The organism is Pseudomonas multiresinivorans (assembly GCF_012971725.1).
In the GTDB taxonomy this organism is placed as follows: Bacteria; Pseudomonadota; Gammaproteobacteria; order Pseudomonadales; family Pseudomonadaceae; genus Pseudomonas; species Pseudomonas multiresinivorans.
Map to the genome: position 1 here is coordinate 1,539,292 of NZ_CP048833.1, position 24,396 is coordinate 1,563,687.

Here is a 24,396-nt window from a genome sequence, read left to right on the forward strand (position 1 = left end):
GATGAAGGAGTCGCCCACCACCCGCCGCCTGTTGCTGCTCAGCCCGGTGGCGCTGACGCTGCTCGGTCTGATCGCCATACCGCTGGCGATCATGGGCTACATCAGCCTGCTGCCGCGCAACCTCTACGGCGGCGTCGACTGGCACGCCGACTGGCAGATCCAGAGCTACGTGCAGCTGTTCTTCCAGGAAGACTTCGACGGCAACCTGGAGCTCAACTGGGTCTACGCCCAGGCACTCCTGCGCTCGCTGTTCCAGGCCGGCGGCACCACGCTGCTGTGCTTCCTCTTCGGCTTCCCGGTGGCGCTGTGGATGACCAGCCTAAGCGAGCGTTCGCGCAACCTCATGGTGCTGCTGATCACCATCCCGTTCTGGACCAACCTGCTGATCCGCAACTACGCCTGGCTGATCATCCTGCGCGAGCACGGCTGGATCGCGCAGACGGTCAACGCGCTGTTCCCCCAGGCCGGCGGCATCACCCTGCTGTACAACGACTTCGCGGTCTGCGTCGGCCTGGTCTACAGCTTCCTGCCGTTCATGATCCTGCCGATCTACTCGACCCTGGAGAAGCTCGACTGGCGCCTGGTCGAGGCCGCCTACGACCTCGGCGCCAACCGCTGGAAGGCACTGCGCCGGGTGATCCTGCCGCTGTCCATGCCCGGTGTGATCGCCGGCTCGCTGCTGGTGTTCGTGCCAAGCCTGGGCGCCTTCATCACCCCCGCCATCCTCGGCGGCGGCAAGACGCTGATGATCGGCAACCTGATCCAGCAGCAGTTCGGCACCGCGCGCAACTGGCCGCTGGGCGGTTCGCTGTCGTTCCTGTTGCTGGCGATCATGCTGCTCGCGCTGATCGCGTTCGCCCTCTATAGCCGCCGCGCCGCCAAGGCCGTCCACCTGGGAGCTTGCGCATGATCGCCCAGCACCTGAAGAAACTCCCCGGCACCCGCGAGACCAGCCTGCTGGTGCTGGCTTACCTGTACCTGCCGATCTTCGTGTTGATCGCCTACAGCTTCAACGCTAACCGTTCGGCCACGGTGTGGACCGAATTCTCCTTCGCCTGGTACGGCAAGATCGTCGCCAACCCGTCGATCCAGGCGGCGGCGTTCAACTCGCTGGTGGTGGCGGGCTTCGCTACCGTGCTGTCCACGGCGATCGCCCTGGCGGCGGCGCTGGCGACCTCGCGGCCGTTCTACGGGCGGCGGATGGTGGAGGGCGGGATCAACCTGCCGCTGATCCTGCCGGAGATCGTCATCGCGGTGGCCACGCTGCTGCTGTTCATGTCGCTGGGCATCAAGCTCGGCCTGATGACGGTGATCGTCGCCCACGTCGGCTTCTGCATTCCCTTCGCCTACCTGCCGATCCGCGCGCGCCTGAACGACCTCGACAAGAGCTTGCTGGAAGCCGCCGGCGATTTGTATGCCAGCCCCTACCAGGTGTTCCGCCGGGTGACGCTGCCGCTGTTGTGGCCGGCGGTGCTGTCCGGCGCGGTGCTGGCGTTCGTGGTCAGCCTCGACGACTTCATCATGACCTTCTTCGTCGCCGGCCCCGGTTCGACGACGCTGCCGGTCTACATCTTCTCGGCCATCAAGGCCGGGGTGACGCCCGAGATCAATGCCATCTCGACCCTCATGCTGGTGATTTCCATCGTCCTCGTGGTGCTGTCGTACTGGCTCGGCCAGCGCGGCAAACCGGACGCTTGATAACGACTGCCGACCCTGACCTTTAGCTTTTCGGAGAGCCCTATGAAGTTGAATGCCCTGCGTCACGGCCTTGCCGGTTTGTCCCTCGCCCTGCTGGCCGCGGGCGTCGCCCAGGCCGAGGAGCCCAAGCAGCTGTTCTTCTACAACTGGACCGACTACTACCCGGTGGAACTGCTGGCCAAGTTCGAGAAGGAGACCGGCATCAAGGTCACCATGGACGGCTACGACAGCAACGAAACCCTGCTGGCGAAACTGCAGGCCGGCGGTGCGGCATACGACGTGATCGTGCCGTCGCATTCGATCATGCAGACGCTGATCAACCAGGACCTATTGCTGGAAATCGACACGCCCAAGCTGGCCAACTTCCAGTTCGTCAAACCAGCCTTCCGCGATCCCGCATTCGACCCTGGCCGCAAGTACTCGGCGCCCTACCTGTGGGGCACCACCGGCTTCTCCTACGACAGCGCGCGGGTGCCGGGCGGCAAGCTGGATGACTCGTGGAAGGAGTTCTTCGAGCCGCGTCCGGAGCTGCAAGGGCAGGTCGCCGCGCTCGACACGCCGAGCAGTCTGATCAACGCCGCCGCGCACTACCTGAATGTCGACGAGTGCACCGAGAACCCGCAGGACGCGAAGAAGATTCTCGAGCTGCTGCAGAAGCAGAAACCCTTCCTGAAGATGTACAGCTCGGACAACACCGTGGACCGCATGGCCTCCGGCGAAGTCGTGCTGATGCAGAACTGGAACGGCTCCACCGCGCGCGCCACGTTGCAGAAGAGCACCATCGAGTACGTCTACCCGCGCGAAGGCGTGGCGTCCTTCCAGGACAACTTCGCCGTGCCGAAAAGCGCGCCGCACCCGGAGAACGCCAAGGTCTTCATCAACTGGATGATGAAACCGGAAAACGCCGCCGCAGTGACCAACGCCATCGCCTATTCCAACGGCATCCAGGCCGACCAGTTGCTCGACGCCAAGTGGAAGGTCATGGACGCCATCAACATGCCCGAGGAATACGCACAGCGCCTGCGCCTGGAAAAGGAATGCAGCAACAAGTCCCGCGAGCTGCAGGACCGCATCTGGTCCAAGCTCAAGGGCTGACGTTTTTCGTAGGAGCGAGCTTGCTCGCGAACCGCTTGATGCCGGCGTCAGGGCGGAATCCGTTCGCGAGCAAGCTCGCTCCTACAGGTTTGAACCCGGAGCACGCGTCGACGAGCTCATTGGCGGATAACCGCAAGTGGTTATCCGCCCTACGTTTTCAACAAGATCGAGGTCCCCATGACCGACAGCTACTGGCTGCGCAACATCCGTCCGGCGGGCAACGCCGCGGAAGACTTCCTCATTCATGATGGCCGTATCGCCGAGCGCCGCCCGGCGAGCGGTTCCGACATCCAGCCGGGCGAGATTGACGGCGCCGGCCAATTGCTCGTGCCGCCGCTGGTGGAAAGCCACTGCCACCTGGACAAGACCCTCTGGGGCCAACCCTGGCGCCCCAACAGCGCCGGCCCCACGCTCAAGGACTACATCGCCAACGAGCGCCGCGTGCTGCGCGAGATCGAAGCACCGATCTCCGAGCGTGCCGGCGCGCTGCTGGAGCAGTGCATCGCCCGTGGTTCGCTGACCTTCCGCTGCCACGTCGACATCGACCCCGAACTGGGCCTGCGCCACGTCGTCGCCATGCAGGCGCTGCGCGAGCGTTACGCCGACCTGATCGACATGGAGTTCGTGGTCTTTCCGCAGACCGGCCTGGTCAGCCGCCCTGGCACCGCCGAGCTGATGCGCGAGGCCATGCAGCTGGGTGTTGAAAATGTCGGCGGGCTCGATCCTTGCGGCATCGACGACGATCCCATCGCCCAGCTGGATATCGTCTTCGCCCTGGCCGTGGAATTCGGTCGCGGAGTGGACATCCACCTGCACGACAAGGGCGAACTCGGTCTCTGGCAGATCGCCCGTATCGCCGATTACACCGAGCATCACGGCCTGCAAGGCAAGGTCATGATCAGCCACGCCTACTGCCTGGGCATGGCGCCCTGGGAGCAGGTCGAGCCGCTCGCCGAGCGACTCTCCGAGTTGGGCATTTCACTGATGAGCTCCGCCCCGGCCGATACGCCGGTGCCGCCGTTCCTCGCCCTGCGCGAAGCCGGTGTGAACCTGTGCCTGGGCAGCGACGGCATCCGTGATGCCTGGTCGCCCATGGGTAATGGCGACATGCTCGAACGCGCCATGCTGCTGGCCTTCCGTTTCGACCTGTGCAAGGACGAAGACCTTGCCGCCGCGTTTGGCGCCGCCACCGTCAACGGCGCCCGCGCTCTGGGTCGCGAGCCTGCGCGCATTGAAGTCGGCGCGCCGGCAGACTTCCTCCTGCTGCCGGTCGAGACTGTCGGTGAAGCCGTGGTCGCGCGCCCGGCGCAGCGCCAGGTATTCAAGGCTGGCAGGCTGATCGCCGAGCACGGTCGCCTCGTGGAGTCGCGTTTGTGAGTGCTCCACGCATCGGCCTGAAAGCCAGCTTCGTGGTCGGCTTCGATGGCAGCCAGCATGTGCTGTGGCGCCACGGCGAAGTGGTGTTCGAAGGCGGGAAAGTCCTGTTTGTCGGGCGCGGCTTTCCGGGCGACGTCAGTCAGTGGATCGACTATGGCCACGCGTTGATCGGGCCCGGTTTCATCGATCTGGATGCGCTCGGCGACCTCGACTCCACCGTGCTCACCCTGGACAACGGCGCGGAGTGGAACATGGGCCGCGTCTGGTCCGAGGACTATCTGCGCGCTGGTCCGAGCGAGTGCTACAGCCCGGACGAAGAGCTGTTCAAGTACCGCTATGCCTTCACCCAGCTGATTCGCAACGGCATCACCACCGCCATGCCTATCACCTCGATGTACTACCGGCGCTGGGCCGAGTACTACGACGAATTCGCCGGGGTCGCTGCGCTTTCCGGCGAGCTCGGTCTACGCACCTATCTCGGCCCCTGCTACATGAGCGGCATGACCTATGCCCGCGCCGATGGCAGCCCCGCACAGCACTGGGACGAAGCTGCCGGCCTTTCCGGACTGCAGGAAGCCGAGCGCTTCTTCCGTGACTTCGACGGTGCCCACGACGGTCTGGTGCGCGGTGCGCTGTTGCCGGACCGCATCGAAACCTGCACACCCGCGCTGCTGGAGCGCACCGCCGCCGTACAGCGCGAACTGAACGCACCCCTGCGCCTGCACTGCTGCCAGTCGCGCTACGAAGTGGAGCTGGTGCGCCGCCTGCGCGACACGTCCTCGCTGCAGTTGCTCGACCGCTATGGCCTGCTCAACCCGCGCAGCGTGCTGCCGCACGGCATCCTGCATAGCGGCGAACACGAACTGCAGCGCCTCGCCGATACCGGCGCGAGCCTCGTACATTGCCCCGTTGTGTTCGCTCGCGAAGGCGATGCGCTGGACTCCTTCGGCGCTTACCGCGCACGCGGTATCAACCTCGCCATGGGCACCGACACCTTCCCGGCGGACATGCTCGACAACCTGCGCCAGGGCCTGAACATCGCGCGGGTGAAGGAGGGCGATGCCGAGCACACGCGCATGCTCGATCTCTACAACGCCGCGACACTCGGCGGCGCCCAGGCGCTGGGCCGCGATGATCTTGGCCGCCTCGCCGTCGGCGCCCGCGCAGACATCACGGTGTTCCGCCTCGGTGCATTCCACCAGGGGCCATTCTTCGATCCGCTGAAGAACCTGTTCACCGCCGGCCGCGGCGACGACTGCATTGCCAGTTTCATCGACGGCCGCAGCGTCATGCAGGACGGCCAAGTGATCGGTGCCGACTACGCCGACCTGCAACGCCGCGCTGACGCACTGTTCCAGAAGCAGATGCAGCACCACGCCGAGCGCGCTTTCGGCAACTCTCCGTGGCGCACGCTGTTCCATTCCGCGATTCCCTTTGCCGACTCGTACAGTGCCGATGCACCGCTGCTCGACGCGCACGCACCGTCGGCCTACTGAAGGACCACCCCATGCTCAGCTTCGACTTCCAGCAGCTGTCCGCCCGCGAGAAATACAAGATCCTCATCGGCAGCGTGGTGCCGCGCCCCATTGCCCTGGTCACTACCATCGACGCCGAAGGCCGCGCCAACGCCGCGCCCTTCAGCTTCTTCAATGCGCTCTCGGCCGACCCGCCGATCCTCGCCCTGGGCGTGGAGAACTACAGCGACCTGAGCCCGAAGGACACCACGCTGAACATCCGTAACAACCAGGAATTCACCGTGAACATCGTCTCCGACGCGCTGGTGGAAGCCATGAACGTCTGCGCCGTGCCGTTCGAGCCGGGCTTCGACGAACTGGTCGCCGCCGGCCTCACCGCCATCCCCGGCACCCGCGTCGGCTGCCCGCGCATCGGCGAGGCGCCGGTGGCGCTGGAGTGCCGGCGGATGATGGCGCTGTCCATCGGCCAGTCGCGGGAAATCATCCTTGGCGAAGTGCTGATGGCCCACGTGCGCGACGACCTGATTGACCCGGCGACGCTCTACATCGACCAACTCGGCCTCGACGCCATCGGCCGCATGGGCGGGCACGGCTATGCGCGCACACGGGAGTATTTCGACCTGCCGACGCGTTCGCTGAAGCAATGGATGGAGCAGAAAGGTGGTGGTGAGCGCCAATGGTCGGGAGGAAAAGTTCAGGCCTGACATTTCCTTGCGGGCACGCTGGGAATTCAGGGGTGTGGCTGGATGCCGCACACATTCGATGAGGTAACTGAGCCTTAAGGTTTCATTAAATTTCAGTAAATTCGTTGATATTGATCTTATCTTTCTGGTTTTCTGGCGATCATCGGTGAACGACAGATTCCCCGAAAACGTGCTTCCAAGGCTGAATTATGCGCTTCATGAAATATTTGCCGACGAACGCACAGTAATTTTCCCTACCTGTGAGCGTTTTCCGCAGCTTATCATTGTGCCATCAGTGGGAATTTTCCTACTTTTCCATCGTTATTTTGATGCTTCACGAAACTGTCACATTGATGTGGCGCGCTTCGCTGTTTTCGGGACGTAAGGGACTGCTTGACTGAAAACCCCCCTCCGCCTACGCCTGGTCGTCAACACCTGGGCGCCTCTCGAATCGGTTTAGCAAAATGGTGATCAGCAGCTTTGTTGCGGATCGTCATGCACGAGCTTTTGCCACCTTGTTCCTGTCTTGTCCGTCCGGCCTCCCGGGGGGCGTCCGCAAGCTTGGGTACAGGCCAGGGCAACAAGCAGAGGTACATCTGCTTTGGCATTTGCAGAAGGATTTCGGCGCGTTTTGCGCTGAGGAAAATGGGGTGTCTCCGCCAATCTGCTGAGGGTCGTGCGGGAAACTTTGCCTTGAGTTCGACAACTCCGGAGCGCGCGAATGCGCTTTCTACTGGAGCGGGATCGCTCGGCCTTGAAAAAGTGTGAGGGTGTGTTGTGCGTTTGCAGCTAGGGGGAGGAAACGATATCTGGTCCGCTATCCAGATATCGGTAGAGCGAGCGCGCCTCGGACTGAAGTCCGAGTCGACAAGGACGCGCCTGGGCTTCGCCTGGTGGCTGATCGAGCCGCTGATCCTTCTCGTGATCTATTACACCGTGTTCGGCCATCTGCTGCGTATCCAGGTGGAGAACTTCGCCGTGTTCCTGATCATCGGCGTCACGTTCTGGACCTGGTTCAACAAGAGCGTGATGAACTGCACCGATGCCATCTACGAGAAGAAACACATTCTCGAGCATTGCAGGGTCGACCCGCTGATATTCCCGCTGACCTCGATCTTCAAGGATCTGGTCAAGGAGTCGCTGGTGGTCGCTCTGCTCCTGGGGCTGCTGTGCGCCATCGGCTTTACGCCGTCCTGGTTGTGGTTGTACCTGCCGCTGATCATGTTCGTGCAGATGATCATCACGGCCGGCTGCGGCGTCTTCGTCGCGGGCCTGACGCCATTCCTGCCGGATGTGCGCATCCTGATTTCCTCCGGGCTGCAGTTCCTGATGTTCGGATCGGGTGTGTTCTATTCCAAGGACAACATCCCGCCGCAGTTCCATCTCCTGCTGGATCTCAATCCGCTGGCGCTGCTGCTTTCGCAGTATCGCGAGGTGCTGATGTACGGTCGCGCGCCCGTCCTCGGGGATATCTTCGCTCTCTTCTGCGGCGCGCTGGCGCTGTTCGTGCTGGCCGTCCTGTTCGTTGCCGGCAACCGCAATTCCTATGCCATGGCGTTGAGCAAATGACCGAGGTTGCCGCACTGACAGTCGACTGCCTGTCGCTGAACTTCCGCAACGGCCTGCGCCTGTTTTCCCGTCGCCAGACCATGGTGCTGCAGGACATCTCCTTCTCGGTCGCGCGTGGCGAGACCTTTGGCGTGGTGGGCGGCAATGGCGCCGGCAAGAGCACCCTGCTGCGCGTACTGGCGGGAATCTACCAGCCGACGCATGGGCGCCTGGTTTCCTCGGTTGCGAGCGTCTCGCTGCTCAACCTGCAGCTGGGTTTCGACGACAACCTGGACGCGCGCGACAACATCGTGCTCAGCGGCATGCTGATGGGCATGAGCCGCAGACGCATGCGCGAGCTGACCGCCGAGATTCTCGACTACGCCGAACTGGGCGGCTCGGCCGGGCTGCCGGTGCGCAGTTATTCCACGGGGATGCGTGCCCGCCTGGGCTTCGCCATTTCCAAGTATTCGCGTCCCGACGTGATCCTGCTGGACGAGGTCCTGAGCGTCGGTGACGGGCATTTCCGCGAAAAGGCCGAGGCCACCATGCGCGAGATGCTTCAGGGCAATCAGACCGTGGTGTTCGTATCCCACGATTCAGGCCGTATCAGAGAGATGTGCAGTCGAGTGTGCTGGTTGAAGGACGGGCGCGTGCAGATGCTCGGCCCGGCCAACGAAGTCATGGACGCATACGACGAATTCATCCTGCGCAAGTGAAGGAAAAGCAGATGCTCAACATAGTAGTTCCTATGGCCGGCGCCGGTAGCCGTTTCGCGGTCGCAGGATACAAGGATCCCAAGCCGCTGATTCCGGTGCATGGCGTGCCGATGATCAAGGTGGTGATCGACAACCTCACGCCGGCTTGCGAGCACCGCTTCATCTTTATCTGCCAGGCGGCGCACGTAGAAGCCTATGGTCTGCAGGAGAAGCTGCAGGCCTGGGCGCCGGGCTGCGCCATCGTCGAGCTCGACGGCCTCACCGAAGGCGCCGCCTGCACGGTGTACGCCGCCAAGGAACTGATCAACGCCGATGACCCGGTGATGATCGCCAACAGCGACCAGTACGTGGACATCGACATCAATGACTACCTGCGCTCCATGGAAGAGCAGCAGGCGGACGGCCTGATCATGACGATGAAGGCGGATGACCCGAAATGGTCCTTCGTCGGCTTCGACGAGGCGGGTCGCATCGACCGTGTCATCGAGAAGGAAGTGATTTCCGACGAAGCCACCGTGGGCATCTACAACTTCCGCAGCGGCCGCGAGCTGATCGCCGCGATCGAATCCATGTTCGACAAGAACCTGCGGGTGAACGGCGAATTCTACGTAGCGCCGGCCTACAACGAGATGATCGGCGACGACGCCCGCGTCGTGCACTACAGCATCGGTTCCGAAGGCGCTGGCATGTATGGCCTGGGCATTCCCGCGGACCTCGACCTGTTCCTTGGCCTGTCGGTCAGCCAGACAGCCACGGCGGGTCGCTGATCATGCAGATCATCAGTCATCGCGGTTACTGGCTGGAGCGGTCCGAGCGCAACCTCAAGGTCGCCTTCGATCGCTCCTTCGACCTGGGATTCGGCACCGAGACCGACGTGCGCGACGTCGCTGGCCGGCTCGTCATTTCCCATGACATGCCCAACGGCGAAGAGATGTCCCTGGACGACCTGCTGCGGATCATGGCCGGGCGCAACCTGCCGCTGGCGATGAACATCAAGGCCGATGGCCTCTGCGAGCCGCTCAAGGCGATGTTCGAGGCCCACGGCCATAGCAACTGGTTCGTATTCGACATGGCGGTGCCGGACATGCGCAGCTACCTCACCAGCGGCGTCTGCACCTATACGCGTCTGAGCGAGGTCGAGCCGGTCCCCGCGTGGCTGAAAGAATCCGATGGCATCTGGCTGGATAGCTTCGGCCGCGAGTGGTACTCGCGAGACCAGCTGGCCGAGTTGCTGGCCGGTGGCAAGCAAGTCTGCGTCGTCTCCTCCGAGTTGCATGGTCGCGAGCAACTGCCGCTGTGGCAGCTGCTGGCCGAATTCCAGGGTGCTGCGAATCTGACGCTGTGTACCGATCTGCCCGAATCCGCTCGCTCTTTCTTCAAGGAATGAACTCATGATCAAAGCTGTGATTTTCGACATGGATGGTGTGCTGATCGAAGCGAAGGATTGGCACTACGAGGCTTTGAACAAGGCGCTCAACCTGTTTGGCCACACCATCAGCCGTCATGACCACCTGACCACCTACGACGGGCTGCCGACCTCGCGCAAGCTCAACATGCTCAGCGTCGAGCATGACCTGCCGGTGGAACTGCACAACTTCATCAACGAGATGAAGCAGGCGTACACGATGGAAATCGTCTACTCGCAGTGCAAGCCCACCTTCAATCACCAGTACGCCCTGTCCTCGCTGAAGAACCGTGGCTACAAGCTGGCCGTGGCTTCCAACTCCATCCGCAACACCGTCGAGGTGATGATGGACAAGGCCCGCCTGGACCAGTACCTGGACCTGAAGCTGTCCAACGAGGACGTCAAGAGTCCCAAGCCCGCACCGGACATCTACACCAAGGCTATCCAATCCTTCGGCCTGTCGCCCGATGAGTGCCTGATCGTCGAGGACAACGAGAACGGCATTCGTGCCGCTCGCGCTTCGGGAGCCCATGTGCTGGTCGTCGAGGACGTGGCCGACGTCAACCTGGACAACATCACCCGCCGCATCGAGCAGATCGAAGCACAGCGGCAAGAGCGGCTGGAGGCCTGATCATGCGTAAACTGAACATCGTACTGCTCGCCGGTGGCGAAGGTGCCTCGGTGAAGGCCGAAAGCAGCTACCCCGATTACCTCTCCGAGCGTGACGGCATTCCTCTGATCCAGCACCTGGTGGAGAACTGCCTCGCCCTTGAGCCCGCGCGCATCATCTGCATGCTGCCCAAGGACGACGTCAGCAAGTACCACCTGCGCAACATGCTGCAGCAGATGACCCCGGTCGCCTCCGTACAGGCTGTCCAGGCACTGACCATGGGTGCGGCCTGCACCGCGCTGCTGGCAGCGGAAAGCATCGACAACGATGACGAGCTGCTGATCATCAACTGCAACGAGCTGCTCGACGGTTCGCTTCGCGACATCATCGGCGGCTTCCGCAACGACCAGTGCGACGCTGGCGTGGTGGTCTTCAAGTCCCTGCACCCGCGTTATTCCTTCGTGCGCATGAATGCCGAGGGCTACGTCACCGAGGCAGCCGAGAAGAACCCGATCAGCAACCACGCGGTGGCGGGTCTGTACTGGTTCGACCGTGGCGCGGTGTTCGTCGAGGCGGTGAAGGAAATGATCCGCAAGGACGCCAAGGTGAATGATGTCTTCTACATCGCTCCGGCGCTCAATGAGCTGGTGCTGCTGCACAAGAAGATCGGCACCTTCCGTGTCGAGCCCAGCCAGTACCATCCGCTGAAGAACACCCATCAGCTGCACGCGTTCGAAACAGTAGGTGCCCGATGAATTCCGCCAACCTGAAGGACATGGTCAAGGGCTGGTTCGTCGGTGGTTTCACCCCCACGGCATTCAGTACCCAGGCCTGCGAAGTCGCGGTCAAGCCCTATCAGGAGGGTGATGCCGAGGCCGCGCATTACCACAAGATCGCCACCGAGGTGACCCTGGTGCTCTCCGGTGAAGTGGAAATGTGCGGCAAGACCTGGGGCGCCGGCGAGATCATCGTACTGGAGCCGGGCGATATCACCGCCTTCAAGGCGCTTTCCGATGCCGTCACCGTAGTGGTGAAGATTCCTGGTGCACTGAACGACAAGTATCTCGTAGAAGCATGAAGACGATTCAGCTCCAACATGACGCGAAGCTGGGCTATCTGCTGCCCAAGCAGCTTCGCGCCATTCCCGCCGATCTGGACGTTACGCAAGACTGCCAGCAGTTGATCTCCTTCCGGGCTTTCAAGGACCGCAGCCCGAACGTCACGGTCAAGAAGGTGCATGCCGCGAAACGGCCGCTGGATATCTATGGGGCTGGCTCGTATTGCTTCTATGGGCTGCAGAGCGACTCGCCACTGGCGCCATTGCTGTTATGGGATGCGGCGCATTTCCTGGAGGTCGGGAAGACCCTGACGCTGGTCGAGGATGTGCCGCAGGAAAGCTATCTGGATCGCGATTACTTCACTGGGGCGCTGACCTGCGTCGAGCGCAGCCCGACCCGTGTCACCTACCGGAAAGTGGCCCGGTTGCCGGCAGAGGCCGATGATGACCTCGATAGCTGGACCTTTGGCCTGCCGGTCGGCCCGGAAGATGCCACCGTGCTCAACGCCGTCGTGCAGCGCATTCTCGAACTGGATATCCCTAACAAGGAAATCCTGCTCTGCGGTACACCCGGCAAGAACTTCCGCTACTTCGATCAAGTGCGCATCGTCGGTGAGGACATTACCGCGCCTCCCGTGCAGATCTGCAAAAAGAAGAATCGCCTGGCCCAGGAGGCTCGCTACAACAACCTGGTGATCCTGCACGACCGCGTGTTCCTGCCCAGTCATTTCGGCGAGATGGTTCGTCGCTTCGGCCCCCGTTATCCGCTGATGACGCTGCAGAGCCTGTTCTTCGATAACCGCGTCTGCCTGTACCCGCGTCGCTATTCCGATCTGGGCATGTCAGTGAGTGAAATGGGCGGCGGCATCAAAGGTCTGCATCGCACCAGTCAGAGCGCCGTCACTGTCGCACCGTCCACCTTCACCGAACTCGAGCGCTCGGGCTTCTGCTTCGCCAATCCGATCCGCTACAACAACGATATTTCCTACCCTACCGGCAGCCTCTATATCTGTCGCAAGGAGGTTTGGAAGTGTTGCCCACTCGATGAGTCGCTGTTGTGGGTCGAGTACGAAGATATCGAGCACGGCATCCGCAGTTCGAAACTCGGTGTTCCCACTCGCGTGAATCCGTATGGCATCACGCAGACGGTGACCTCGCGAGCAGTACTGGGATCCACGGCTTTCATCGAGACTGCCAATGGTTCGATCAAGTCTGCATCGCCCAACAATCTTTCGCTGTTGCCGAAGAAGCCCCTGCTGCGCATGACCACCGCCGCCGCACTGGCCAGGCTTCAGCAATTCGCCAGCAAGTACGTTACTGACGAAACGGCTGCCGCTATTCCCACCGGGCTGAAGGAAATCAAAGCGCGGCGCTGGGTCGGACTGATCAGTACGCTGATACGGCATTCGTCGTTCCGTAATGACTTGGCTTCGGTCAGGCAGTTCATCATTGATTTCGAAAAGCTGGTGCTGCTCGATCAGTTACCGGACGGCCTGCGCTTGGAGTATGAACAGCGGTTCCTCAAGGACCCTGCAGATGCCAAGCACAACTTCATCGTCGATTGCTGGCCTATCCGCAGCATGATCAAGCAGCGCACGGTGCAGACCTGGTTCTTCGAGAGCCCGCAGGAGTACTTCCACAATCGCTCCCTGTCTCTGCCGGGGGTGTTGTTGTCCGCCTTGTCGCTGTACCGGAACAACGGGAAGTTCTTCTACTTCACCAGCTTCAGGGAGTGCTTGCGCAGCATCCACAACTCGACGCCCTTTGATCGTTATGCCAGGACCGAACCGTGAACGTATTTGTAGTCGCTCGTGACGCTGGTCCGACGAATACCCGTGAGCTGGTGCAGATGCTGGACGCCATCCAGACGGAAAGTGCAGCCAGAAGCAGCATCGTTGCCGTGGACAGCTTCTACAACCTGCCGGTTGCCTCGGGGAGCGAGGGCGAATGCAGGGCCTTCCAGCTGGATGACTTCGTGCATGCGAAGGGCAGCATCACCGATGGCAAGGTCATTCTCGACACCAACCGAATTGCCGAACAGGTCGGTTCTGCCGATCAGGGCTGGCTGGTTGTCGACTTCGGTCAGCACCGACTTGAGACCGGCCAGGACTTCATCGCCAAGCTGGCGGCCTGCTTCTACATGTTGCCGCCAGCGCAGCAGCGGAAGCTGGCCTTCAGGGTCGCGCGCGTGCAGCTGCCGCTTTATCTGCGGGCCAGCAACGCGGCGTTTAATGTTCTGCCCGAAACACGAGGGGAGTCGTCTGGCTCGCTGCAGACCAACATGCTGTTCCTTTCTGCGGGCACCGAGAAATTCGTCGAGCGCCTTCCGCTGTTCAAGTTGCCCTTCGCGATGGTGCGTGCACTGGCAAGATTCGCCATGCGTCGACTCAGCAGGCGAAACGGGATCTAAGCGAGTACAGAAATGGAAAATATAGGACGCAGATCATTCGTTTCCGGGCTGTTGATTCTTTCCGGTGGACTTGCGGGCCACGCGATCACCAAGGTCGTGAGCAATGCCGATGCCCGTCGCTTCGATCCGCATAATTTCGTCCTGAGAAACCAGCATCTGAATCTTCAGCTTGTTTCCCAGGAGATGTTGCTCAAGATCCTTTCGCGAAAAGTCACCGAGGCCGATCGCATGGCGCTGATGGGGCAACTGATCAACCCCAACCGTCATCTCTTCGTTGCTGACGCCGCATCACGCCAGCACGGTGTTCCCGGCTTCTTCCGAGTTTCAGAATAAACATGTTTGTCGATACCCTGATCATCGGTAATGGTTTCGCTGGCCGCGCAGTTGCCAGCGAACTGGATGGCGACGTGCTGATTGTCGAGCGCGGCGAGAAGTTCAATATTTTCGAACGGCGCCAGGCCTTCGATCAGCGTTTGAAGCGGGAGGGGGTTGATCGCCATTTCGCCAAGATTCGTGATGCGTATGCCTCGGCCCTTCCGTTCAACAAGCCCGAAAAGATCGGCAAGGACTGTTGGTCGGAGTACATCCTGGTCGATGGAGGCTGCTCGAATCACTGGGGTGGCTTGAGCTTCCGGCTCAGCGAGAACGTCTTTGCCGACCGCGCAGGTGTTTTCGCCTGGCCGTTCAGCATGGCTGAGATGAAACCCTTCTATGACAAGGCCGAGGGACTGCTGCGCATCTGCGCCGACCCGCAGGACCCCGACGGGCGTAATGCACGTGCGGCCATCAAGGGCGTCAGCAAATGGCGGAAGGAACTCGAACCGTACTTCCCCGCCGCCTACATCGGCGCTCAGTCGCACAACCTCACCGGAGATAACTCCAATGGCCAGGGTTCCTGCATGGGGGCCGGGGATTGCGAGCTTTGTCCGATGGACGCCAAGACTCGGTCCCTGCATCTGCGCACCGATACCCGTGTACTCAATGGGGTAATGGTCGACTCCCTGCGCTTCGAGAATGGCAAGGCTGTGGAGGCGTTGTGCACGACGGAGTCGGGGCCGCTCAGCATCGGCTTCAATCGCTTGGTCGTGGCTGCCCATGGTGTCGAATCGATGAAGCTGCTGCTGCGCAGCAATTTGCCGGAGAGTACCCCGGCGCATCTGATGGGGCACCACTATCAGGATCACGCGATTGCCCAGGTCACCTGCATCCTGCCGGGGTCGACATTGCCTTACCACGAGCTCAGCACGGCTGCGCAGATTGTCATTCCGGAGTTGTCGGGCGAGCTTGAGGGGGTCGAGTACACCACCTTGGGGTTGATGACACCGGTAGGTGATTGGGCCCTGAGCAATGCGATTGATCTGGAAAAGATCAACCAATGGGAGCTGGAGGGAGCCATTCGTGGTGTCGGATCGACGCTGGCGCTCTTCATCCTGCTGGAAATTCCGCCGGAGTGGGATGTCGCCATTGGTTACAAGGACGGCAAGATCTCGCTCGATAGCTCGGCCTATCACCGCAAGAAGGGCGTGTATGACCGGGTCGTGGAGGAGATCTATACCAAGATCGCGGCCGCCGGAGCCATCCCGCTCAAGTCGGGGGAGACAAGGCATTACAACAACTGGTTTGGCACCCACCATCTGGTCGGGACGCTCGGCATGGGCAACGGGCCGCGTACCGTGGTCGATCCCGAGTTCAAGTTGCGCGGTGCGGACAATGTGTATGTCGTCGGCTCGGCGGTGTTCCCCCGTTGCGGTTCGCGCAACCCCACGGTCACTGTCGTTGCGCTGAGCTTGATGCTGGCTGACAAGCTCAACGGGAAAGTATGAGTATCACCTCCCGGCAACTGACCGTTCTGCTCCAGGGGCCGTTGTCCGACCGCGGGGTGGATATTGCTGGGCGCGCCATCGAGTCGGTGCGCCGTTGCCTGCCCGAAGCACAGGTCGTGTTGTCGACGACCGATCTGGGCCATCGGTCGGCCTACGACGGCGTAGTGTTCGTTGCTGATGGCTCTGCTTCGCACTTCGATGATGTCAATGGCAACGTCAATAACGTCAACAAGCTGATCTCGACCATGACCAATGGTCTGAAGCTGGTCGAGCGCGACTATTGCCTGAAGTTGCGAACGGACCATGTGATGCATAGCGACGCTGTGCTGTCGCGCATGGGGAATGGAGCCGACGCTGAGTTGTTCGACGAGCGCATCGGGGTTTCCAACCTTTTCCTGCGCAACCCCTGCAAGGTGCCCTACCTGTTCCATCTGACCGACACCGTACAGTTCGGGCGCACGCAGGATCTTCGCAAACTCTGGGATGTCAGCCAGCTGTCGGAGAGTTTCGTTCTCAGAGCGGCGGGGCCGCGGACCAACCCGCTAGGGACATTCCAGGGCTACACCTCTTTCCGACTCTTGCCGGAACAGGCGCTGTTTCTGCACTTTGCCCAGCGCAATGGCCTCGATCTCGATCTGGAGCATATCTCCCATACCAGCTTCCGGTTGTTCAGCGCCTGGGAAGATCTGCTGGTGGACAATTTCGAGCTCCACGACTGGCAGAACCTCGGCATCGAACCACCTGGCCGCTTTCTCAGCGCCCCCTACATTCCAGGCTCGGTGATGACTGAAGAGGACCAGCAGGTGTTGCGCACGCAACGCTCCTCGCTGCAGAAGGCGCTTCGTTACTCGGACCTGCTGATCAACAAGTATCTTCTGTGCTGGTTTCGTCCGCGCTGGCTGGTATCGGTTGCGTCGCTCCTGCTTTTTTCGCTTTCGTCCGGAGCGGCGCGTGCGGTCAGGGACTTCTATCGCCGCGTGAATGGTGCGGGGCGGGCGTGATGTTTTTCGGTTCGGGAAGCGCTCATCCCCCTTGCGCGTCGGCAGTCGTGCAGCAGCCATCCTGTGCAAGCGGGATGGGATCGCGATGAAGGTCCTGCATTTCTACAAGACCTTCGGTCTCGAACAATACGGCGGTGTCGAAATGTTCATTCGACACCTGACCCACGCCACCGCGATCCAGGGCTGCCAGAATACTGTGCTGTCGCTCGCGAAAGAGCCGATGAAGCCGGTTACAACATCCAGTTTCCGTCTGGTCCAGGCCAGGCAGGATCTGCATATCGCGTCGACTGGATTTTCCTGGTCCTCGCTGGGCGCGTTTGCGCGCCTGGCTGAGCAGGCCGATGTCATTCACTACCATTTCCCATGGCCTTTCATGGATCTCGTCCACCTCCTCAAGGGGCTGGGCAAGCCGAGCGTGGTGACCTACCACTCCGACATCGTCCGGCAGAAGGTGCTGTTGCAGCTCTATCGTCCGCTGATGCGGGCCTTCCTGGGGCGGGTGGATTCGATTGCGGCCACCAGCCCTAATTACCTGGAGAGCTCCTCCGTTCTGAAGCGCTACGAGGACAAGGCCTGTGCGATTCCCATCGGACTGGAGCAGGACCTTTATCCACGCCCGGACGTCACCGAGGTCGCTCGATTGCACCGCCAGTTCGGCGAGCGCTTTTTCCTCTTCGTGGGCGTGCTGCGCTACTACAAGGGCCTGCACTACCTGCTCGAAGCGATGAGGTCAGCTCCCTGGCCACTGCTGATCGTCGGTGCCGGACCGATGGAGCAGGAACTCATGCAGATGGCCAAAGAGCAAGGTCTGCAAAACGTGCATTTCCTGGGGCAGGTCAGCGAGCAGGCGAAGATCGACTTGATGTGGGCCTGCTACAGCGTGATCTTCCCCTCGCACCTGCGCTCCGAAGCTTTTGGCATCGGCTTGCTCGAAGGCGCGATGATGGGCAAACCGCTGATTTGCAGCGAGATCGGTACCGGAACCAGCTTCATCAATCAGCATGAGGAAACTGGAATCGTCGTGCCGCCAGCGGATGCCGCCGCATTGCGCCATGCCATGCAAACGCTGTGGGACGACCCTGCTCTAGCGGAGCGCTATGGACGTGCCGCACGGGAACGGTTCCTGAGCACCTTCACCGCCAGGGGGATGGGGGAGGCTTATAGCCAGCTCTATACCCGGGTGGCTGGCTGACAGGCTGACCGAAAGAAAAACGCCCGGCATCCTGCCGGGCGTTTTCATTTCACTCCAACACTTACTGCTGATGCAGCTTCCACGCATCCCCGTGGGGTGCGGTGCCCTTGTCGTAGGGGCGGAACAGGGTCATGTAGGCCAGGCCCAGCACGATCACGATGCCGCCCACCAGGATGATCCCGTAGTTCAGGTACCAGGGCGCATCCGGCGTGCGCGGCCAGGACATGTTGATGATCGCCAGCACGCCGTAGGTCAGCGCCAGGATGTTCACGATCCAGCCCCAGTTGCCCAGGGTGAAGGCACCGCTCGGCTTCCAGCCACGCAGGCGGGCGAACAGGGCGCCGCCGACGATCATCTGGAACGACAGGTAGATGCCGATGGCGGCGAAGCTCACCACCATGGCGATGGCATTCTGCAGATAGAAGCCGGCACAGACGATCACGCTGGGGATCACGCCGCAGGCGATCAGCGCCGCGACCGGCACGTGGGTGTTGGGCGACAGCCGCTTGAGCAGGCCGCTGCCCATCACCATTTCGTCGCGGGCGTAGGAGTAGAGCAGGCGGCTGGCGGCGGCCTGCAGGCTGAGCACGCAGGAGACGAAGGAGACGATGATCACGGCCATCACCAGGCGCGCACCGGTCACGCCGAAGGCGTTATCGAGGATGGTGGTCATCGGGTCCTTGTCGGCGCCGGAGATCACTGCCTGCATGTCCGGTACCGCGAGGATAAGTGCCAGGGCGGCGAAGATGGCTGCGCCGCCGCCGATCCAGATGGTCATGCGCATGGCCTTGGGAATGCGCCGGCTGGGGTTCGGGGTTTCCTCGGCGACGTCACCGCAGGCCTCGAAGCCGTAGTAGAGGAACATCCCCGCCAGCGAGGCGGTGAGGAAGGCCGGCCAGTAGCTGCCGTCGATGCGGATGTCGAAGGTGTTGAACAGCACCGAGAACGGCTGGTGACGCTCGAAGATCAGCAGGTAGGTGCCGATCACCAGCGCACCGAGCAGCTCGCAGATGAAGCCAAACATTGCCACGCGGGCCAGCAGCTTGGTGCCGGACAGGTTGAGCAGGGTGGCGATCACCGTCAGCGCCAGGGCGACGAAGGTGTTGGTCACCGGTGTCGACTCGAAGCCGAGCAGGGTGGCGATGTACGGCCCGGCGCCCAGGGCCACGGCGGCGATGGTCACGCACAGCGACACCGAGTAGATCCAGCCAACCATCCACGCCCAGCGCTTGCCCACCAGGCGCCGTGCCCAGGGATAGACGCCGCCGGAGATGGGGAATTGCGAGACGACTTCGCAGAAGATCAGGCACACCAGCATCTGCCCGATGCCCACCAGCAGGTAGGACCAGAACATCGGAGGTCCGCCGGCGGCCAGGCACAGGCCGAACAGGGTGTACACGCCGACCACCGGCGAGAGGTAGGTGAAGCCCAGGGCGAAGTTCTGCCAGAGGGTCATGCTGCGTTCGAAATTGGAGGTGTAGCCCAGCGCGCGGAGTTGCTCCGCGTCGCGGTCCAGGGCGGCGCCTGGCTGGATCGAGCTGTTCATCGTGGATGTCCTGTTTGAGGTTTTCGCGTCGGCAGCCAATCGGGTGCAACGGAAAGCGTTGTTGTTATTGTTCGGCACGCGGCATCGGCCGCGCGCCGTCTTGCTCCAAACCTCTCGTGCTGCGGATCGCGTTACAGCTTGATCCAGGTCGCCTTCAGCTCGGTGTACTTGTCGAAGGCGTGCAGCGACTTGTCACGCCCGTTGCCCGACTGCTTGAAGCCGCCGAAAGGCGCGGTCATGTCACCGCCGTCGTACATGTTCACCCACACGCTGCCGGCGCGCAGGGCACGGGCGGTGAGGTGGGCCTTGGAGATGTCGCGGGTCCACACTGCCGCTGCCAGCCCGTACGGGGTGTCGTTGGCGATGCGGATGGCTTCCTCGGTGTCCTCGAACTCGATGACCGAGAGTACCGGGCCGAAGATTTCCTCGCGGGCGATCTTCATCGCGTTGCTCACGCCGTCGAACAGAGTCGGCTCGACGTAGGTGCCACCGGTTTCCTCCAGCACGCGTTTGCCGCCGGTGAGAATCTTCGCGCCTTCGTCCTGGCCGGCCTGGATGTAGCCCAGCACCTGCTCCAGTTGGCGACTATCGACCAGGGCGCCGACGTTGGTTTCCGGGTCCAGCGGGTGGCCGGCTTTCCAGCCTTTGAGCGCCTCGACCACCAGCGGCAGGAATTTCGCCTTGATCGACTTCTGCACCAGCAGGCGTGAGCCGGCGGTGCACACTTCGCCCTGGTTGAAGGCGATGGCGGCGGCAGCAGCTTCGGCGGCGGCCTGCAGGTCCGAAGCGTCCTCGAAGACGATGTTCGGGCTCTTGCCGCCGGCTTCCAGCCAGACGCGCTTCATGTTCGATTCGCCGGCATAGACCATCAGCTGCTTGGCGATCTTGGTGGAACCGGTGAACACCGCGGTATCGACGTCCATGTGCAGAGCCAGGGCTTTGCCGACGGTGTGGCCGTAACCGGGCAGCACGTTCAGCACGCCGGCCGGCAGGCCCGCGTCAATGGCCAGCTGGGCGATGCGGATGGCGGTGAGCGGCGAGCGCTCCGACGGCTTGAGGATCACCGAGTTGCCGGTGGCCAGGGCCGGGCCAAGTTTCCAGGCGGCCATCATCAGCGGGAAATTCCACGGCACGATGGCGGCGACCACACCCACCGGCTCGCGGGTGACCAGGCCGAGTTGGTCGTGGGAGGTGGCGGCCACTTCGTCGTAGACCTTGTCGATGGCCTCGCCGCTCCAGCGCAGGGAGTCGGCGGCGCCTGGCAGGTCGACGTTCAGCGAGTCGCCGATCGGCTTGCCCATGTCCAGGGTTTCCAGCAGCGCCAGCTCCTCGGCGTGCTCTTCAAGCAGGGCGGCGAAGCGGATCATCACGGCCTTGCGGGTAGCCGGCGCTTCACGCGACCAGACGCCGGAGTCAAAGGTGGCGCGGGCGCTCTGCACGGCACGCTCGGCATCGGCTTCATCGCAGCTGGCAACCTTGGCCAGCAGACGGCCGTCCACCGGGCTGATGCAATCGAAAGTGTCGCCGGAGACGGCGGCGAGGTACTCGCCCTGGATGAAGGCGCGGCCCTCGATCTTCAGGGTCTTGGCGCGGGCTTCCCATTCGGCGCGGGTTGGCTGGCTCATGCGTATCGCTCCTCGTTCTTGCTGTTGTTGGCGGGGGACGGCTGGTGGGCCGTCTCTGGCAAATACATTTGAAACCATATCTTAAGATTTTGCGGTTGCCAATACGGGTCGAAAAACGAGCGTTTCAGAGCGCTTTTCGTAGCGAAATACCTTGCTGAAAGTGCGGAAAGCGATTTAAAAATATGGAGACATAGTTTTGAGCGAAGCTGCTGTCAGCCTGCAGATAGACTTCGTCATCACCGCCAGAACAGGAACTTTTCGCGCAGGAAGCGTCCGCCACGAGCGCCCCCTCGCACTGCCGCCTATGAACGAATTCAGGAAAGTCCGCCCCGCCAGCTTCATGCGCCTGCGCCAGGAAGGGCGCACCGAGGAAGTCGCGCGCCGTCTGGTGGAGATGGTCGATCTCGGCCTCTACGCCGAGGGCGAGCAACTCCCCAGCGAAAGCGAGTTGGCCATGCAGTTCGGCGTCGCCACCGTGACCCTGCGCGATGCACTGGCGGAGCTGCGCGAGCGCGGCGTGATCGAGACCCGCCGCGGGCGCAACGGCGGCAGCTTCGTCTGCTCACCGCAGCACACTTCGGAAGAGGCGCTGCTCGGTCAACTGCGCCAGATGAGTGCACTGGAGCTGCGCGACCTGGGTGACGAACACGTCGCGATCGCCGGCGCCGCTGCGCGCTTGGCTGCCCAGCGCTCCACGTCGGACGAGCAGGCGCGCATCGCCCAGTACCTCGATGCGCTGGCCAGCGCCACCACGCGTCAGGAACAGCGCCGCGCCGATGCGCGCTTCCACATCGAGATTGCTGTCGCCGCCCAGTCTGTGCGGCTCACCCACGCGGAGACGCGCCTGCAGGCAGAAATTGGCGAATGGCTGTGGTTGGCGGTGGAAGGCTTTCCGGGAGCCGCGACCATCGAGCAGGAACACCGCGCCATTCTCGAAGCCATCAGCGCTGGCGATTCGAATCTCGCCGGTGCTTTGGCGGAGGCCCATGTCACCCGTGGCATCAAGCGCCTGATCTACCTGCGGCTTAGCCTGTTGGCAGACGACGGCTGAGTGGCACAGCGCTTGCTGTCTTCCCGGCGGGTGCATTCGAGCGTGTGCAGTGATTCACCGAGCAGATACAAAGGGCCGCTCTGGCCCGAGCGATAACAAGAACAGTGAGGCCACCGGTCATGTCCAGCGAACAACCCACGGATGAACTCCAGTGCTGCGCCCAGCGTATCGACGCTTCCATCCGTAACGTTTTCCAGCGTCTCGACGAGCTGGCCGGCGAGGTCGTGGCGATCTGGCGCGAGCTGGCCGAGGAGGGCAGGCGGCCGTCGTCGAAGGATCTCGGCGCACTGCGTCCGCGCATCCAGCATGACCTCACCGATGACGGTACGCGCCTGCACGGCACTGGCGTGGTCATCGAGCCGGGCGAGCTGGCCGACCAGGATATGTACCTGGAATGGTGGTACCACGGCCGTGGCGACAAGGTTGTTCCCATGAGCCTGAACTTCAACCGGCGCAGCGAAAGCTTCTACAACTACCTCAACATGCCGTGGTTCTCCCGGCCGCGCGCCAGCGGCCAGCCCTCGGTGGTCGGGCCCTTCGTCGACCTCTACGGCACCGACCTCTACATCCTCGCCTTCTCCGTACCGATCCAGGTGGATGGCCGCTTCATCGGCGTCGCCGCCGCGGATATTGCCCTGCATGAGTTCGAAGGCGTACTGCTGGGCAGCCTGATGCAGATGGGGCACGAGGCCCTGGTGGTCAACGGCGAGGGGCGCGTGGTCGCCGCCAACACCGCCAACTGGTTCACCGGCGACCTCGCTCGGCGCACGCTGGGGCGCGATGCGCAGGGGCGCGAACAGGAGCTGGCAGCGTCCTTCTCGCACTGGGCGGTCATTGAACGACCGCTGAACCGTCGCCTGGCTGGTGCGGCCTGAGGCTGCCAAACGCCGCGCAATTGGCTAGGCTAGGGCGGTTCCCAACCTGACGGAAACCGCCATGAGCCAGTCGCTCGACACACTGCCCGACTTCGAACCGCTGAGTGCCGTGGATGCTCGCGTACTCGGATGCCTGATCGAAAAGCAGCTCACCACTCCCGAAGCCTACCCGCTCACCCTCAATGCCCTGGTCACTGCCTGCAACCAGAAGACCAGCCGCGACCCGGTGATGAACCTGACTCCCGGCCAGGTCGGCCAATCCCTGCGCCACCTCGAAGGCCGCGAGATGACCCGCCTGGTGATGGGCAGTCGTGCGGACCGCTGGGAGCAGCGGCTGGACAAGGCGCTGGAACTGGTCAAGCCGCAGGTTATCCTGCTCGGCCTGCTGTTCCTGCGCGGTCCGCAGACGCTCAACGAACTGCTCACTCGCAGCCAGCGCATGCATGACTTCGACGACACCGAGGAAGTCCGCCACCAGCTCGAACGGCTCGCCGGCCGCGGCATGGCCATGCAGCTGGAACGCCTGGGTGGTCAGCGCGAAGACCGTTATATGCATTTGCTGGGCACCGAGGAAGACCGCGAGGCCGCCATCGCCGCCACCGGCAGCCGTGCCTCTGGAGAGCGCAGCGACGGCGGTGGTCATGACGAAGGGCGACTGGTCGAGCTGGAAGGCCGTATTGCGGCTCTCGAAGAGCGTCTCGCCCTGCTGGAGCTGGGCGTCTCGCGCGACTGATGCGATGCACCGCGCAGGTGGACCCAGGTCAATCTGCGCGACGCTAATCCAGCGTTAAGATTTGCCGCCGATAGTTAGGCTTGACCCTTGCTGCACCCGGAGCTTTCTCATGAGTCATAAACCTTCCCAGGCCCAGCTGAATGCAGTGCTTAGCCAGCTCACGGAAAGCGACTTCAAATCCATCAGCGATCTGAGCGGGCCGCGCGAAGCCAATCTCTTCGCCATACGTGAACTGTTTCGCCAGGGGCTGATCAAGGGTGTGCTGATTGACGACCCGTTCGGTGCCGAAGACAATGATGGCCCATTGCTGTGCAATGCCGAACGGTTGCGTCTGCGGAAGCCTTGTGCCCAAACGGTAGGGGAAGAGCATGCCGAGTTGCTGATGCCGCGGCTGGGGCTCCTCACGCTCTAGGCAAATCGGGGGCAAGAAAAAAGGCGCTGGGCTCGAGGCTCAGCGCCTTTTTCTTTGGACT

The 24,396-nt window shown here is 62.3% G+C and carries 25 protein-coding genes; 23 read left to right on the plus strand and 2 right to left on the minus strand.

Going from position 1 to position 24,396, the window contains the following annotated elements:
* The first annotated feature begins 1 nt into the window (after position 1).
* The 19 genes from G4G71_RS07000 (at position 2) to G4G71_RS07090 (ending at position 18,093) form a co-directional block, all read left to right on the plus strand.
* Complete coding sequence (locus G4G71_RS07000; RefSeq protein WP_169936432.1) at positions 2-910, plus strand: ABC transporter permease; 909 nt, start codon at positions 2-4, stop codon at positions 908-910.
* On the plus strand, positions 907-1,698 hold the full coding sequence (locus tag G4G71_RS07005) for an ABC transporter permease (protein WP_045216633.1): 792 nt from the start codon (positions 907-909) through the stop codon (positions 1,696-1,698). The genes G4G71_RS07000 and G4G71_RS07005 overlap by 4 nt, the downstream gene beginning before the upstream one ends.
* A 42-nt stretch (positions 1,699-1,740) precedes the next feature.
* Positions 1,741-2,793 (plus strand): extracellular solute-binding protein, encoded by a 1,053-nt coding sequence (locus tag G4G71_RS07010; RefSeq protein WP_169936434.1) that lies wholly within the window; start codon positions 1,741-1,743, stop codon positions 2,791-2,793.
* A 177-nt stretch (positions 2,794-2,970) separates the two neighbouring features.
* Positions 2,971-4,170: an amidohydrolase family protein gene (locus G4G71_RS07015; RefSeq protein WP_169936436.1), complete on the plus strand. Its 1,200-nt coding sequence runs from the start codon at positions 2,971-2,973 to the stop codon at positions 4,168-4,170.
* The gene (locus G4G71_RS07020; RefSeq protein WP_169936438.1) at positions 4,167-5,666 is read left to right on the plus strand and encodes an amidohydrolase family protein; all 1,500 of its coding nucleotides are present in this window, start codon (positions 4,167-4,169) and stop codon (positions 5,664-5,666) included. The genes G4G71_RS07015 and G4G71_RS07020 overlap by 4 nt, the downstream gene beginning before the upstream one ends.
* 11 nt (positions 5,667-5,677) lie before the next feature.
* On the plus strand, positions 5,678-6,349 hold the full coding sequence (locus tag G4G71_RS07025; protein ID WP_169936440.1) for a flavin reductase family protein: 672 nt from the start codon (positions 5,678-5,680) through the stop codon (positions 6,347-6,349).
* 756 nt (positions 6,350-7,105) lie between these two features.
* Positions 7,106-7,897: an ABC transporter permease gene (locus tag G4G71_RS07030; RefSeq protein ID WP_169936442.1), complete on the plus strand. Its 792-nt coding sequence runs from the start codon at positions 7,106-7,108 to the stop codon at positions 7,895-7,897.
* Positions 7,894-8,595, plus strand: coding sequence for an ABC transporter ATP-binding protein (locus tag G4G71_RS07035; protein WP_169936444.1), 702 nt, complete (start codon positions 7,894-7,896; stop codon positions 8,593-8,595). Before G4G71_RS07030 ends, G4G71_RS07035 begins: the two co-directional genes overlap by 4 nt.
* Positions 8,596-8,606: 11 nt before the next feature.
* Positions 8,607-9,362, plus strand: coding sequence for a glycosyltransferase family 2 protein (locus G4G71_RS07040; RefSeq protein ID WP_169936445.1), 756 nt, complete (start codon positions 8,607-8,609; stop codon positions 9,360-9,362).
* A gap of 2 nt (positions 9,363-9,364) precedes the next feature.
* Positions 9,365-9,982, plus strand: a complete 618-nt coding sequence (locus G4G71_RS07045) for a PI-PLC domain-containing protein (RefSeq protein WP_169936447.1) — start codon at positions 9,365-9,367, stop codon at positions 9,980-9,982.
* Between the two features lie 4 nt (positions 9,983-9,986).
* Entirely contained in the window at positions 9,987-10,631 is a 645-nt protein-coding gene (locus tag G4G71_RS07050; protein WP_038803369.1) for an HAD family hydrolase, read from the plus strand.
* Positions 10,632-10,633: 2 nt separating this feature from the next.
* Positions 10,634-11,365 carry a glycosyltransferase family 2 protein gene (locus G4G71_RS07055; RefSeq protein ID WP_169936448.1) on the plus strand — a complete coding sequence of 244 codons (732 nt, stop codon included), beginning with the start codon at positions 10,634-10,636 and terminating at the stop codon, positions 11,363-11,365.
* The gene (locus tag G4G71_RS07060) at positions 11,362-11,688 is read left to right on the plus strand and encodes a cupin domain-containing protein (protein WP_045216658.1); all 327 of its coding nucleotides are present in this window, start codon (positions 11,362-11,364) and stop codon (positions 11,686-11,688) included. Before G4G71_RS07055 ends, G4G71_RS07060 begins: the two co-directional genes overlap by 4 nt.
* Positions 11,685-13,460, plus strand: coding sequence for a hypothetical protein (locus G4G71_RS07065; protein ID WP_169936450.1), 1,776 nt, complete (start codon positions 11,685-11,687; stop codon positions 13,458-13,460). Before G4G71_RS07060 ends, G4G71_RS07065 begins: the two co-directional genes overlap by 4 nt.
* Positions 13,457-14,077, plus strand: a complete 621-nt coding sequence (locus tag G4G71_RS07070) for a hypothetical protein (protein ID WP_169936452.1) — start codon at positions 13,457-13,459, stop codon at positions 14,075-14,077. Before G4G71_RS07065 ends, G4G71_RS07070 begins: the two co-directional genes overlap by 4 nt.
* Positions 14,078-14,089: 12 nt before the next feature.
* On the plus strand, positions 14,090-14,410 hold the full coding sequence (locus tag G4G71_RS07075; protein ID WP_169936453.1) for a hypothetical protein: 321 nt from the start codon (positions 14,090-14,092) through the stop codon (positions 14,408-14,410).
* Positions 14,411-14,412: 2 nt separating this feature from the next.
* Complete coding sequence (locus tag G4G71_RS07080; protein ID WP_169936455.1) at positions 14,413-15,900, plus strand: GMC oxidoreductase; 1,488 nt, start codon at positions 14,413-14,415, stop codon at positions 15,898-15,900.
* Positions 15,897-16,901: a WavE lipopolysaccharide synthesis family protein gene (locus G4G71_RS07085; RefSeq protein ID WP_169936457.1), complete on the plus strand. Its 1,005-nt coding sequence runs from the start codon at positions 15,897-15,899 to the stop codon at positions 16,899-16,901. The genes G4G71_RS07080 and G4G71_RS07085 overlap by 4 nt, the downstream gene beginning before the upstream one ends.
* A gap of 85 nt (positions 16,902-16,986) precedes the next feature.
* Entirely contained in the window at positions 16,987-18,093 is a 1,107-nt protein-coding gene (locus tag G4G71_RS07090; protein WP_169936459.1) for a glycosyltransferase, read from the plus strand.
* A gap of 61 nt (positions 18,094-18,154) precedes the next feature.
* Here G4G71_RS07090 and G4G71_RS07095 read toward each other — a convergent pair whose 3' ends face one another.
* Positions 18,155-19,639, minus strand: coding sequence for an APC family permease (locus G4G71_RS07095; protein ID WP_054909070.1), 1,485 nt, complete (start codon positions 19,637-19,639; stop codon positions 18,155-18,157).
* A gap of 131 nt (positions 19,640-19,770) precedes the next feature.
* Entirely contained in the window at positions 19,771-21,264 is a 1,494-nt protein-coding gene (locus G4G71_RS07100) for an aldehyde dehydrogenase (protein WP_169936461.1), read from the minus strand.
* Positions 21,265-21,568: 304 nt separating this feature from the next.
* On the opposite strand from G4G71_RS07100, the gene G4G71_RS07105 reads away from it, so the two are divergent.
* From G4G71_RS07105 to G4G71_RS07120, 4 genes are all read left to right on the plus strand, one after another.
* On the plus strand, positions 21,569-22,315 hold the full coding sequence (locus tag G4G71_RS07105; protein WP_240964886.1) for a FadR/GntR family transcriptional regulator: 747 nt from the start codon (positions 21,569-21,571) through the stop codon (positions 22,313-22,315).
* Between the two features lie 119 nt (positions 22,316-22,434).
* Positions 22,435-23,190 carry a cache domain-containing protein gene (locus G4G71_RS07110; protein ID WP_169936463.1) on the plus strand — a complete coding sequence of 252 codons (756 nt, stop codon included), beginning with the start codon at positions 22,435-22,437 and terminating at the stop codon, positions 23,188-23,190.
* Between the two features lie 61 nt (positions 23,191-23,251).
* The gene (locus tag G4G71_RS07115; RefSeq protein WP_169936465.1) at positions 23,252-23,923 is read left to right on the plus strand and encodes a YceH family protein; all 672 of its coding nucleotides are present in this window, start codon (positions 23,252-23,254) and stop codon (positions 23,921-23,923) included.
* A gap of 109 nt (positions 23,924-24,032) precedes the next feature.
* The gene (locus G4G71_RS07120) at positions 24,033-24,335 is read left to right on the plus strand and encodes a hypothetical protein (protein ID WP_169936467.1); all 303 of its coding nucleotides are present in this window, start codon (positions 24,033-24,035) and stop codon (positions 24,333-24,335) included.
* Positions 24,336-24,396 lie beyond the last annotated feature (61 nt).